This is a genomic window from Ramlibacter tataouinensis, assembly GCF_027941915.1.
Taxonomy (GTDB): domain Bacteria; phylum Pseudomonadota; class Gammaproteobacteria; order Burkholderiales; family Burkholderiaceae_C; genus Ramlibacter; species Ramlibacter tataouinensis_C.
Genome location: NZ_CP116009.1, coordinates 2054516 through 2070038, shown reverse-complemented (window position 1 = coordinate 2070038; position 15523 = coordinate 2054516). Strand labels below are relative to the sequence as shown.

Annotated in this window: 2 protein-coding genes (1 of these 2 only partly in view); both read left to right on the top strand. The window is 69.9% G+C overall.

What is annotated here, in order from left to right:
• Positions 1–1568 carry the end of a DUF4347 domain-containing protein gene (locus PE066_RS09710; protein WP_271236344.1) on the top strand. 12448 nt of this gene lie to the left of the window's left edge, so 1568 of the gene's 14016 nt are visible here — the last part of the coding sequence; its start codon lies beyond the left edge, outside the window; the stop codon is at positions 1566–1568.
• On the top strand, positions 1547–15523 hold the full coding sequence (locus PE066_RS09705; RefSeq protein ID WP_271236343.1) for an Ig-like domain-containing protein: 13977 nt from the start codon (positions 1547–1549) through the stop codon (positions 15521–15523). The genes PE066_RS09710 and PE066_RS09705 overlap by 22 nt, the downstream gene beginning before the upstream one ends.

Sequence of the window (15523 nt, the reverse complement as noted above, 5' to 3'; positions counted from 1 at the left end):
CGGTCACCCAGCTGGGCGGAGCCGGCAGTTGGTACTACACGACCGACGGCGGCCTGAGCTGGACGCAGGTCGGAGCGGCGCCGAGCGACGCGGCTGCGCTGCTGCTGGCGGCAGATGGCGCGACGCGCCTGTACTACCGGCCGGCCGCCAATGCGAACGGCACGATCGCCAACGCGCTGACGTTCCGCGCCTGGGACCGCAGCAGCGGCAGCAATGGCGGCACGGCCGACACCAGCGGCGCCCTCAACGGCGGCACCACGGCGTTCTCCGCAGACACGGATGTCGCGGCGATCACGGTCACCTCGGTGGCCGATGCGCCGGTCGGCACCGACAAGACGCTCACCCTGCTGATCAACACCAGCCATGTGTTCGGCGCGGGCGACTTCGGCTTCAGCGACCCGGGCGACAGCCCGGCCGACGACTTTGCGGCGGTGCTGATCACCTCGGTGCCGGCCGGCGGCACGCTGGTGCTCGATGGCGTCGCGATCGGCAGCGCCACGCTCGGCAGTCCGGTGGTGGTCAGCGTGGCCGACCTGGCGGCCGGCAAGCTGGTCTACACGGCCGCCAGCAGCGCCGGATCGCCGAGCTTCCGATTCCTGGTGCAGGACGACGGCGGCACCGCTTTCGGTGGCGCCGACACCGACACTGCCGAGCGCACGCTCACGCTGGCGACTTACGACACCTACCCGCCGGTGCTGGCCGGCGGCAGCACGCTGACCTTCACCGAAGGACAGGGGCCGCAGGTGGTCAACGGCGTGCTCGTGCTGTCGGACAGCGACAGCGCCAACGCGGCCGGCGCCGTCGTCCGCATCGCGGCCGGGTATGTGCCGGGGCAGGACGTGCTCGCCTTCACGGCCCCGATGGGCAGCGGAATCACCGGCAGCTTCAATGCGGCGACCGGCGAGCTGACGCTGAGCGGCAGCGCCAGCCTGGCGCATTACCAGGCGGCACTGCGCTCGGTTACCTATGCGAACGGCAGCGACGACCCGTCCAGCACCAGCCGCACGATCCGTTTCACCGTCACCGACACGGGCGGCAAGACCAGCGCGGCGCTGGACAGCACGGTCACGGTCACGCCGGTAAACGACGCGCCCACGCTGACGGTGGGCGGCAGCGGCGGCACCTTCACCGAGGGTGCGGGCAGCAGCCAGGGCACGGCGGTGAGCCTGTTCACCGGCGCGGTGGTGTCTACCATCGAGAGTGCGCAGAACCTCGTCGGACTGACCCTGACGGCGGCCGGCCTGCAGGACGGCGGCGCCGAAACGCTGATCATCGACGGCACCCAGGTCTCGCTCGGGGCCAACGGCACCGGCACCACGGCGACGAACGGATTGACCTACACCGTCACGCTCGGCGGCGCCGGCGCGGCGACCATCGTGCTGGTCAAGCCGGCCGGCGTCGCGCCCAGCGTCATGTCGGCGCTGGTGAACGGGCTGCAGTACCAGAACACCCACATCGATGCGCCCACGGGCGGGAACCGGACATTCACGGTGACCCAGCTGCAGGACAGCGGGGGGTGGGGAATGGGGGGGTGGATACGGCAGGGGTGGGGGTTGCGTCCTCGGTGACGGTGACGCCGGTCAACGACGCGCCGGTGGCGGTGGGCGACAGCTACACGGTGGCCGAAGGCGGGACGCTGACGGTGGCGGTGGGCACGGGAGTGCTGGCCAACGACACGGACGCCGAAGGCGACGGTCTGAGCGCGCTCCTGGTGAGCGGGCCGGCGAACGGGACGCTGACGCTGAACGCGGACGGCAGCTTCAGCTACACGCACAACGGCAGCGAGACGACCAGCGACAGCTTCACGTACAAGGTCAACGACGGCACGGTGGACGGCAACACGGTGACGGTGAGCCTGACGGTGACGCCGGTCAACGACGCGCCGGTGGCGGTGGGCGACAGCTACACGGTGGCCGAAGGCGGGACGCTGACGGTGGCGGTGGGCACGGGAGTGCTGGCCAACGACACGGACGCCGAAGGCGACGGTCTGAGCGCGCTCCTGGTGAGCGGGCCGGCGAACGGGACGCTGACGCTGAACGCGGACGGCAGCTTCAGCTACACGCACAACGGCAGCGAGACGACCAGCGACAGCTTCACGTACAAGGTCAACGACGGCACGGTGGACGGCAACACGGTGACGGTGAGCCTGACGGTGACGCCGGTCAACGACGCGCCGGTGGCGGTGGGCGACAGCTACACGGTGGCCGAAGGCGGGACGCTGACGGTGGCGGTGGGCACGGGAGTGCTGGCCAACGACACGGACGCCGAAGGCGACGGTCTGAGCGCGCTCCTGGTGAGCGGGCCGGCGAACGGGACGCTGACGCTGAACGCGGACGGCAGCTTCAGCTACACGCACAACGGCAGCGAGACGACCAGCGACAGCTTCACGTACAAGGTCAACGACGGCACGGTGGACGGCAACACGGTGACGGTGAGCCTGACGGTGACGCCGGTCAACGACGCGCCGGTGGCGGTGGGCGACAGCTACACGGTGGCCGAAGGCGGGACGCTGACGGTGGCGGTGGGCACGGGAGTGCTGGCCAACGACACGGACGCCGAAGGCGACGGTCTGAGCGCGCTCCTGGTGAGCGGGCCGGCGAACAGGACGCTGACGCTGAACGCGGACGGCAGCTTCAGCTACACGCACAACGGCAGCGAGACGACCAGCGACAGCTTCACGTACAAGGTCAACGACGGCACGGTGGACGGCAACACGGTGACGGTGAGCCTGACGGTGACGCCGGTCAACGACGCGCCGGTGGCGGTGGGCGACAGCTACACGGTGGCCGAAGGCGGGACGCTGACGGTGGCGGTGGGCACGGGAGTGCTGGCCAACGACACGGACGCCGAAGGCGACGGTCTGAGCGCGCTCCTGGTGAGCGGGCCGGCGAACGGGACGCTGACGCTGAACGCGGACGGCAGCTTCAGCTACACGCACAACGGCAGCGAGACGACCAGCGACAGCTTCACGTACAAGGTCAACGACGGCACGGTGGACGGCAACACGGTGACGGTGAGCCTGACGGTGACGCCGGTCAACGACGCGCCGGTGGCGGTGGGCGACAGCTACACGGTGGCCGAAGGCGGGACGCTGACGGTGGCGGTGGGCACGGGAGTGCTGGCCAACGACACGGACGCCGAAGGCGACGGTCTGAGCGCGCTCCTGGTGAGCGGGCCGGCGAACAGGACGCTGACGCTGAACGCGGACGGCAGCTTCAGCTACACGCACAACGGCAGCGAGACGACCAGCGACAGCTTCACGTACAAGGTCAACGACGGCACGGTGGACGGCAACACGGTGACGGTGAGCCTGACGGTGACGCCGGTCAACGACGCGCCGGTGGCGGTGGGCGACAGCTACACGGTGGCCGAAGGCGGGACGCTGACGGTGGCGGTGGGCACGGGAGTGCTGGCCAACGACACGGACGCCGAAGGCGACGGTCTGAGCGCGCTCCTGGTGAGCGGGCCGGCGAACGGGACGCTGACGCTGAACGCGGACGGCAGCTTCAGCTACACGCACAACGGCAGCGAGACGACCAGCGACAGCTTCACGTACAAGGTCAACGACGGCACGGTGGACGGCAACACGGTGACGGTGAGCCTGACGGTGACGCCGGTCAACGACGCGCCGGTGGCGGTGGGCGACAGCTACACGGTGGCCGAAGGCGGGACGCTGACGGTGGCGGTGGGCACGGGAGTGCTGGCCAACGACACGGACGCCGAAGGCGACGGTCTGAGCGCGCTCCTGGTGAGCGGGCCGGCGAACAGGACGCTGACGCTGAACGCGGACGGCAGCTTCAGCTACACGCACAACGGCAGCGAGACGACCAGCGACAGCTTCACGTACAAGGTCAACGACGGCACGGTGGACGGCAACACGGTGACGGTGAGCCTGACGGTGACGCCGGTCAACGACGCGCCGGTGGCGGTGGGCGACAGCTACACGGTGGCCGAAGGCGGGACGCTGACGGTGGCGGTGGGCACGGGAGTGCTGGCCAACGACACGGACGCCGAAGGCGACGGTCTGAGCGCGCTCCTGGTGAGCGGGCCGGCGAACGGGACGCTGACGCTGAACGCGGACGGCAGCTTCAGCTACACGCACAACGGCAGCGAGACGACCAGCGACAGCTTCACGTACAAGGTCAACGACGGCACGGTGGACGGCAACACGGTGACGGTGAGCCTGACGGTGACGCCGGTCAACGACGCGCCGGTGGCGGTGGGCGACAGCTACACGGTGGCCGAAGGCGGGACGCTGACGGTGGCGGTGGGCACGGGAGTGCTGGCCAACGACACGGACGCCGAAGGCGACGGTCTGAGCGCGCTCCTGGTGAGCGGGCCGGCGAACGGGACGCTGACGCTGAACGCGGACGGCAGCTTCAGCTACACGCACAACGGCAGCGAGACGACCAGCGACAGCTTCACGTACAAGGTCAACGACGGCACGGTGGACGGCAACACGGTGACGGTGAGCCTGACGGTGACGCCGGTCAACGACGCGCCGGTGGCGGTGGGCGACAGCTACACGGTGGCCGAAGGCGGGACGCTGACGGTGGCGGTGGGCACGGGAGTGCTGGCCAACGACACGGACGCCGAAGGCGACGGTCTGAGCGCGCTCCTGGTGAGCGGGCCGGCGAACGGGACGCTGACGCTGAACGCGGACGGCAGCTTCAGCTACACGCACAACGGCAGCGAGACGACCAGCGACAGCTTCACGTACAAGGTCAACGACGGCACGGTGGACGGCAACACGGTGACGGTGAGCCTGACGGTGACGCCGGTCAACGACGCGCCGGTGGCGGTGGGCGACAGCTACACGGTGGCCGAAGGCGGGACGCTGACGGTGGCGGTGGGCACGGGAGTGCTGGCCAACGACACGGACGCCGAAGGCGACGGTCTGAGCGCGCTCCTGGTGAGCGGGCCGGCGAACAGGACGCTGACGCTGAACGCGGACGGCAGCTTCAGCTACACGCACAACGGCAGCGAGACGACCAGCGACAGCTTCACGTACAAGGTCAACGACGGCACGGTGGACGGCAACACGGTGACGGTGAGCCTGACGGTGACGCCGGTCAACGACGCGCCGGTGGCGGTGGGCGACAGCTACACGGTGGCCGAAGGCGGGACGCTGACGGTGGCGGTGGGCACGGGAGTGCTGGCCAACGACACGGACGCCGAAGGCGACGGTCTGAGCGCGCTCCTGGTGAGCGGGCCGGCGAACAGGACGCTGACGCTGAACGCGGACGGCAGCTTCAGCTACACGCACAACGGCAGCGAGACGACCAGCGACAGCTTCACGTACAAGGTCAACGACGGCACGGTGGACGGCAACACGGTGACGGTGAGCCTGACGGTGACGCCGGTCAACGACGCGCCGGTGGCGGTGGGCGACAGCTACACGGTGGCCGAAGGCGGGACGCTGACGGTGGCGGTGGGCACGGGAGTGCTGGCCAACGACACGGACGCCGAAGGCGACGGTCTGAGCGCGCTCCTGGTGAGCGGGCCGGCGAACAGGACGCTGACGCTGAACGCGGACGGCAGCTTCAGCTACACGCACAACGGCAGCGAGACGACCAGCGACAGCTTCACGTACAAGGTCAACGACGGCACGGTGGACGGCAACACGGTGACGGTGAGCCTGACGGTGACGCCGGTCAACGACGCGCCGGTGGCGGTGGGCGACAGCTACACGGTGGCCGAAGGCGGGACGCTGACGGTGGCGGTGGGCACGGGAGTGCTGGCCAACGACACGGACGCCGAAGGCGACGGTCTGAGCGCGCTCCTGGTGAGCGGGCCGGCGAACAGGACGCTGACGCTGAACGCGGACGGCAGCTTCAGCTACACGCACAACGGCAGCGAGACGACCAGCGACAGCTTCACGTACAAGGTCAACGACGGCACGGTGGACGGCAACACGGTGACGGTGAGCCTGACGGTGACGCCGGTCAACGACGCGCCGGTGGCGGTGGGCGACAGCTACACGGTGGCCGAAGGCGGGACGCTGACGGTGGCGGTGGGCACGGGAGTGCTGGCCAACGACACGGACGCCGAAGGCGACGGTCTGAGCGCGCTCCTGGTGAGCGGGCCGGCGAACAGGACGCTGACGCTGAACGCGGACGGCAGCTTCAGCTACACGCACAACGGCAGCGAGACGACCAGCGACAGCTTCACGTACAAGGTCAACGACGGCACGGTGGACGGCAACACGGTGACGGTGAGCCTGACGGTGACGCCGGTCAACGACGCGCCGGTGGCGGTGGGCGACAGCTACACGGTGGCCGAAGGCGGGACGCTGACGGTGGCGGTGGGCACGGGAGTGCTGGCCAACGACACGGACGCCGAAGGCGACGGTCTGAGCGCGCTCCTGGTGAGCGGGCCGGCGAACAGGACGCTGACGCTGAACGCGGACGGCAGCTTCAGCTACACGCACAACGGCAGCGAGACGACCAGCGACAGCTTCACGTACAAGGTCAACGACGGCACGGTGGACGGCAACACGGTGACGGTGAGCCTGACGGTGACGCCGGTCAACGACGCGCCGGTGGCGGTGGGCGACAGCTACACGGTGGCCGAAGGCGGGACGCTGACGGTGGCGGTGGGCACGGGAGTGCTGGCCAACGACACGGACGCCGAAGGCGACGGTCTGAGCGCGCTCCTGGTGAGCGGGCCGGCGAACGGGACGCTGACGCTGAACGCGGACGGCAGCTTCAGCTACACGCACAACGGCAGCGAGACGACCAGCGACAGCTTCACGTACAAGGTCAACGACGGCACGGTGGACGGCAACACGGTGACGGTGAGCCTGACGGTGACGCCGGTCAACGACGCGCCGGTGGCGGTGGGCGACAGCTACACGGTGGCCGAAGGCGGGACGCTGACGGTGGCGGTGGGCACGGGAGTGCTGGCCAACGACACGGACGCCGAAGGCGACGGTCTGAGCGCGCTCCTGGTGAGCGGGCCGGCGAACGGGACGCTGACGCTGAACGCGGACGGCAGCTTCAGCTACACGCACAACGGCAGCGAGACGACCAGCGACAGCTTCACGTACAAGGTCAACGACGGCACGGTGGACGGCAACACGGTGACGGTGAGCCTGACGGTGACGCCGGTCAACGACGCGCCGGTGGCGGTGGGCGACAGCTACACGGTGGCCGAAGGCGGGACGCTGACGGTGGCGGTGGGCACGGGAGTGCTGGCCAACGACACGGACGCCGAAGGCGACGGTCTGAGCGCGCTCCTGGTGAGCGGGCCGGCGAACAGGACGCTGACGCTGAACGCGGACGGCAGCTTCAGCTACACGCACAACGGCAGCGAGACGACCAGCGACAGCTTCACGTACAAGGTCAACGACGGCACGGTGGACGGCAACACGGTGACGGTGAGCCTGACGGTGACGCCGGTCAACGACGCGCCGGTGGCGGTGGGCGACAGCTACACGGTGGCCGAAGGCGGGACGCTGACGGTGGCGGTGGGCACGGGAGTGCTGGCCAACGACACGGACGCCGAAGGCGACGGTCTGAGCGCGCTCCTGGTGAGCGGGCCGGCGAACAGGACGCTGACGCTGAACGCGGACGGCAGCTTCAGCTACACGCACAACGGCAGCGAGACGACCAGCGACAGCTTCACGTACAAGGTCAACGACGGCACGGTGGACGGCAACACGGTGACGGTGAGCCTGACGGTGACGCCGGTCAACGACGCGCCGGTGGCGGTGGGCGACAGCTACACGGTGGCCGAAGGCGGGACGCTGACGGTGGCGGTGGGCACGGGAGTGCTGGCCAACGACACGGACGCCGAAGGCGACGGTCTGAGCGCGCTCCTGGTGAGCGGGCCGGCGAACAGGACGCTGACGCTGAACGCGGACGGCAGCTTCAGCTACACGCACAACGGCAGCGAGACGACCAGCGACAGCTTCACGTACAAGGTCAACGACGGCACGGTGGACGGCAACACGGTGACGGTGAGCCTGACGGTGACGCCGGTCAACGACGCGCCGGTGGCGGTGGGCGACAGCTACACGGTGGCCGAAGGCGGGACGCTGACGGTGGCGGTGGGCACGGGAGTGCTGGCCAACGACACGGACGCCGAAGGCGACGGTCTGAGCGCGCTCCTGGTGAGCGGGCCGGCGAACAGGACGCTGACGCTGAACGCGGACGGCAGCTTCAGCTACACGCACAACGGCAGCGAGACGACCAGCGACAGCTTCACGTACAAGGTCAACGACGGCACGGTGGACGGCAACACGGTGACGGTGAGCCTGACGGTGACGCCGGTCAACGACGCGCCGGTGGCGGTGGGCGACAGCTACACGGTGGCCGAAGGCGGGACGCTGACGGTGGCGGTGGGCACGGGAGTGCTGGCCAACGACACGGACGCCGAAGGCGACGGTCTGAGCGCGCTCCTGGTGAGCGGGCCGGCGAACGGGACGCTGACGCTGAACGCGGACGGCAGCTTCAGCTACACGCACAACGGCAGCGAGACGACCAGCGACAGCTTCACGTACAAGGTCAACGACGGCACGGTGGACGGCAACACGGTGACGGTGAGCCTGACGGTGACGCCGGTCAACGACGCGCCGGTGGCGGTGGGCGACAGCTACACGGTGGCCGAAGGCGGGACGCTGACGGTGGCGGTGGGCACGGGAGTGCTGGCCAACGACACGGACGCCGAAGGCGACGGTCTGAGCGCGCTCCTGGTGAGCGGGCCGGCGAACAGGACGCTGACGCTGAACGCGGACGGCAGCTTCAGCTACACGCACAACGGCAGCGAGACGACCAGCGACAGCTTCACGTACAAGGTCAACGACGGCACGGTGGACGGCAACACGGTGACGGTGAGCCTGACGGTGACGCCGGTCAACGACGCGCCGGTGGCGGTGGGCGACAGCTACACGGTGGCCGAAGGCGGGACGCTGACGGTGGCGGTGGGCACGGGAGTGCTGGCCAACGACACGGACGCCGAAGGCGACGGTCTGAGCGCGCTCCTGGTGAGCGGGCCGGCGAACAGGACGCTGACGCTGAACGCGGACGGCAGCTTCAGCTACACGCACAACGGCAGCGAGACGACCAGCGACAGCTTCACGTACAAGGTCAACGACGGCACGGTGGACGGCAACACGGTGACGGTGAGCCTGACGGTGACGCCGGTCAACGACGCGCCGGTGGCGGTGGGCGACAGCTACACGGTGGCCGAAGGCGGGACGCTGACGGTGGCGGTGGGCACGGGAGTGCTGGCCAACGACACGGACGCCGAAGGCGACGGTCTGAGCGCGCTCCTGGTGAGCGGGCCGGCGAACGGGACGCTGACGCTGAACGCGGACGGCAGCTTCAGCTACACGCACAACGGCAGCGAGACGACCAGCGACAGCTTCACGTACAAGGTCAACGACGGCACGGTGGACGGCAACACGGTGACGGTGAGCCTGACGGTGACGCCGGTCAACGACGCGCCGGTGGCGGTGGGCGACAGCTACACGGTGGCCGAAGGCGGGACGCTGACGGTGGCGGTGGGCACGGGAGTGCTGGCCAACGACACGGACGCCGAAGGCGACGGTCTGAGCGCGCTCCTGGTGAGCGGGCCGGCGAACAGGACGCTGACGCTGAACGCGGACGGCAGCTTCAGCTACACGCACAACGGCAGCGAGACGACCAGCGACAGCTTCACGTACAAGGTCAACGACGGCACGGTGGACGGCAACACGGTGACGGTGAGCCTGACGGTGACGCCGGTCAACGACGCGCCGGTGGCGGTGGGCGACAGCTACACGGTGGCCGAAGGCGGGACGCTGACGGTGGCGGTGGGCACGGGAGTGCTGGCCAACGACACGGACGCCGAAGGCGACGGTCTGAGCGCGCTCCTGGTGAGCGGGCCGGCGAACGGGACGCTGACGCTGAACGCGGACGGCAGCTTCAGCTACACGCACAACGGCAGCGAGACGACCAGCGACAGCTTCACGTACAAGGTCAACGACGGCACGGTGGACGGCAACACGGTGACGGTGAGCCTGACGGTGACGCCGGTCAACGACGCGCCGGTGGCGGTGGGCGACAGCTACACGGTGGCCGAAGGCGGGACGCTGACGGTGGCGGTGGGCACGGGAGTGCTGGCCAACGACACGGACGCCGAAGGCGACGGTCTGAGCGCGCTCCTGGTGAGCGGGCCGGCGAACGGGACGCTGACGCTGAACGCGGACGGCAGCTTCAGCTACACGCACAACGGCAGCGAGACGACCAGCGACAGCTTCACGTACAAGGTCAACGACGGCACGGTGGACGGCAACACGGTGACGGTGAGCCTGACGGTGACGCCGGTCAACGACGCGCCGGTGGCGGTGGGCGACAGCTACACGGTGGCCGAAGGCGGGACGCTGACGGTGGCGGTGGGCACGGGAGTGCTGGCCAACGACACGGACGCCGAAGGCGACGGTCTGAGCGCGCTCCTGGTGAGCGGGCCGGCGAACAGGACGCTGACGCTGAACGCGGACGGCAGCTTCAGCTACACGCACAACGGCAGCGAGACGACCAGCGACAGCTTCACGTACAAGGTCAACGACGGCACGGTGGACGGCAACACGGTGACGGTGAGCCTGACGGTGACGCCGGTCAACGACGCGCCGGTGGCGGTGGGCGACAGCTACACGGTGGCCGAAGGCGGGACGCTGACGGTGGCGGTGGGCACGGGAGTGCTGGCCAACGACACGGACGCCGAAGGCGACGGTCTGAGCGCGCTCCTGGTGAGCGGGCCGGCGAACAGGACGCTGACGCTGAACGCGGACGGCAGCTTCAGCTACACGCACAACGGCAGCGAGACGACCAGCGACAGCTTCACGTACAAGGTCAACGACGGCACGGTGGACGGCAACACGGTGACGGTGAGCCTGACGGTGACGCCGGTCAACGACGCGCCGGTGGCGGTGGGCGACAGCTACACGGTGGCCGAAGGCGGGACGCTGACGGTGGCGGTGGGCACGGGAGTGCTGGCCAACGACACGGACGCCGAAGGCGACGGTCTGAGCGCGCTCCTGGTGAGCGGGCCGGCGAACAGGACGCTGACGCTGAACGCGGACGGCAGCTTCAGCTACACGCACAACGGCAGCGAGACGACCAGCGACAGCTTCACGTACAAGGTCAACGACGGCACGGTGGACGGCAACACGGTGACGGTGAGCCTGACGGTGACGCCGGTCAACGACGCGCCGGTGGCGGTGGGCGACAGCTACACGGTGGCCGAAGGCGGGACGCTGACGGTGGCGGTGGGCACGGGAGTGCTGGCCAACGACACGGACGCCGAAGGCGACGGTCTGAGCGCGCTCCTGGTGAGCGGGCCGGCGAACGGGACGCTGACGCTGAACGCGGACGGCAGCTTCAGCTACACGCACAACGGCAGCGAGACGACCAGCGACAGCTTCACGTACAAGGTCAACGACGGCACGGTGGACGGCAACACGGTGACGGTGAGCCTGACGGTGACGCCGGTCAACGACGCGCCGGTGGCGGTGGGCGACAGCTACACGGTGGCCGAAGGCGGGACGCTGACGGTGGCGGTGGGCACGGGAGTGCTGGCCAACGACACGGACGCCGAAGGCGACGGTCTGAGCGCGCTCCTGGTGAGCGGGCCGGCGAACGGGACGCTGACGCTGAACGCGGACGGCAGCTTCAGCTACACGCACAACGGCAGCGAGACGACCAGCGACAGCTTCACGTACAAGGTCAACGACGGCACGGTGGACGGCAACACGGTGACGGTGAGCCTGACGGTGACGCCGGTCAACGACGCGCCGGTGGCGGTGGGCGACAGCTACACGGTGGCCGAAGGCGGGACGCTGACGGTGGCGGTGGGCACGGGAGTGCTGGCCAACGACACGGACGCCGAAGGCGACGGTCTGAGCGCGCTCCTGGTGAGCGGGCCGGCGAACGGGACGCTGACGCTGAACGCGGACGGCAGCTTCAGCTACACGCACAACGGCAGCGAGACGACCAGCGACAGCTTCACGTACAAGGTCAACGACGGCACGGTGGACGGCAACACGGTGACGGTGAGCCTGACGGTGACGCCGGTCAACGACGCGCCGGTGGCGGTGGGCGACAGCTACACGGTGGCCGAAGGCGGGACGCTGACGGTGGCGGTGGGCACGGGAGTGCTGGCCAACGACACGGACGCCGAAGGCGACGGTCTGAGCGCGCTCCTGGTGAGCGGGCCGGCGAACAGGACGCTGACGCTGAACGCGGACGGCAGCTTCAGCTACACGCACAACGGCAGCGAGACGACCAGCGACAGCTTCACGTACAAGGTCAACGACGGCACGGTGGACGGCAACACGGTGACGGTGAGCCTGACGGTGACGCCGGTCAACGACGCGCCGGTGGCGGTGGGCGACAGCTACACGGTGGCCGAAGGCGGGACGCTGACGGTGGCGGTGGGCACGGGAGTGCTGGCCAACGACACGGACGCCGAAGGCGACGGTCTGAGCGCGCTCCTGGTGAGCGGGCCGGCGAACGGGACGCTGACGCTGAACGCGGACGGCAGCTTCAGCTACACGCACAACGGCAGCGAGACGACCAGCGACAGCTTCACGTACAAGGTCAACGACGGCACGGTGGACGGCAACACGGTGACGGTGAGCCTGACGGTGACGCCGGTCAACGACGCGCCGGTGGCGGTGGGCGACAGCTACACGGTGGCCGAAGGCGGGACGCTGACGGTGGCGGTGGGCACGGGAGTGCTGGCCAACGACACGGACGCCGAAGGCGACGGTCTGAGCGCGCTCCTGGTGAGCGGGCCGGCGAACAGGACGCTGACGCTGAACGCGGACGGCAGCTTCAGCTACACGCACAACGGCAGCGAGACGACCAGCGACAGCTTCACGTACAAGGTCAACGACGGCACGGTGGACGGCAACACGGTGACGGTGAGCCTGACGGTGACGCCGGTCAACGACGCGCCGGTGGCGGTGGGCGACAGCTACACGGTGGCCGAAGGCGGGACGCTGACGGTGGCGGTGGGCACGGGAGTGCTGGCCAACGACACGGACGCCGAAGGCGACGGTCTGAGCGCGCTCCTGGTGAGCGGGCCGGCGAACGGGACGCTGACGCTGAACGCGGACGGCAGCTTCAGCTACACGCACAACGGCAGCGAGACGACCAGCGACAGCTTCACGTACAAGGTCAACGACGGCACGGTGGACGGCAACACGGTGACGGTGAGCCTGACGGTGACGCCGGTCAACGACGCGCCGGTGGCGGTGGGCGACAGCTACACGGTGGCCGAAGGCGGGACGCTGACGGTGGCGGTGGGCACGGGAGTGCTGGCCAACGACACGGACGCCGAAGGCGACGGTCTGAGCGCGCTCCTGGTGAGCGGGCCGGCGAACAGGACGCTGACGCTGAACGCGGACGGCAGCTTCAGCTACACGCACAACGGCAGCGAGACGACCAGCGACAGCTTCACGTACAAGGTCAACGACGGCACGGTGGACGGCAACACGGTGACGGTGAGCCTGACGGTGACGCCGGTCAACGACGCGCCGGTGGCGGTGGGCGACAGCTACACGGTGGCCGAAGGCGGGACGCTGACGGTGGCGGTGGGCACGGGAGTGCTGGCCAACGACACGGACGCCGAAGGCGACGGTCTGAGCGCGCTCCTGGTGAGCGGGCCGGCGAACGGGACGCTGACGCTGAACGCGGACGGCAGCTTCAGCTACACGCACAACGGCAGCGAGACGACCAGCGACAGCTTCACGTACAAGGTCAACGACGGCACGGTGGACGGCAACACGGTGACGGTGAGCCTGACGGTGACGCCGGTCAACGACGCGCCGGTGGCGGTGGGCGACAGCTACACGGTGGCCGAAGGCGGGACGCTGACGGTGGCGGTGGGCACGGGAGTGCTGGCCAACGACACGGACGCCGAAGGCGACGGTCTGAGCGCGCTCCTGGTGAGCGGGCCGGCGAACAGGACGCTGACGCTGAACGCGGACGGCAGCTTCAGCTACACGCACAACGGCAGCGAGACGACCAGCGACAGCTTCACGTACAAGGTCAACGACGGCACGGTGGACGGCAACACGGTGACGGTGAGCCTGACGGTGACGCCGGTCAACGACGCGCCGGTGGCGGTGGGCGACAGCTACACCACCCCCCCCGAACAAGTCCGCGAGGCGACCACCCCGTCAGCATCCCTCACTGCCCCCTGGGCTTCCACCGCCCCCGTGGTGATCCCCCCATCCCTGCCAGGCCTCGAGGCCCCGCAGCCGCCCTCCTCCCCCACCCTCGGCTCCTCACCCTTCATCCTCCCGTCCCTGTCGCCCCTCAACGACCTTGGCGCGGCCCCCGGCCACTACGGCTCGGCCACCCTGCAGCCCGTCACCCCGGTGCACGTGGCGCAGCTGGGGATCCGCCCCGACGTCCTGGAGTCCCTCGACAAGGGCTTTCCCGCCCTGCGCGACAGCGCCGCTGCTGGGATTGGCAGCGCCAGCGGGACCACGACCGACGGCGCGATGCTCGCGGTGCTCAACGGCATTCCCAATCTGGTTGCCGCCCACGGCGGCCTGAACTACCCGGTGCCGCGCGACGCCTTCGTGCACACCGACGGCAAGGCCATCGTCAAGCTGGAGGCCCGGCTGCTCGATGGCCAGCCGCTGCCGTCCTGGCTGGCGTTCGACGGCATCTCGGGCCTGTTCAACGGCCGGCCCGCCGGCCAGGCGCTGTCCACGCTGCAGGTGGAGGTCACCGCCCGCGACGACGCCGGCCGGCAGGCGCGCACCACCTTCACGGTGCTGGGCGAGGACATCGGCCGCCTGCCGCCCGCGCTCGATTCGACCGATCGTGGCTTCCCGGTGTTGCGGCTGACGCCGTCGCAGCTGGGGCTGGCGCGCCCGGGCGACGGCTCGGAGCTGCTGGTGCGCTACCAGCCGATCTCCCAGCTGCGGCTGGAGGTCGGGCGCGGCCTGGGGTTCAACATCCCGAGCGACGCCTTCGCCCACACCAACCCGCGCGCGCTGGTGCGGCTGCAGGCGACGCTGCGCAACGGCGACCCGCTGCCCGGCTGGATGGCGTTCGACGGCATCACCGGCCGCCTGAGCGGCACGCCGCCGCCGGACTTCCGGGGCGTGCTGGACATCCGCGTGGTGGCCCGCGACCAGCAGGGGCTGGAGGCGGTCAGCGAGTTCGCGCTCACCATCGGCGATCCCGAGGTCGCCGGTCTGCGCGCGCCGGCGGATCCCGCCGGGGCCGAGCAGCGCGCCGGCGCCGACGGTGACGGCGAGCCATCGGTCGACGGGCCTTCGCGCGCGCAAGCCGAGCACGCCGGTGACGCGGCGGAGCAACGGGGCGAGCCGACCCGGATTTCCCAGACCGGCAAGTCGGCCGAGGGCCATGACAAGATTCAGGTCAAGCGGGGCGCGCCCAGCTTTGCCGACCAGCTGCGCCAGGTGCGCGAGCAGGGCTCCGGTCAGAACGCCGACGCCTTGCTTGCACGCGCGCTGGCCGGCCACGGGGACAAATCCGTGGCCCAGCGGATGCAGTGA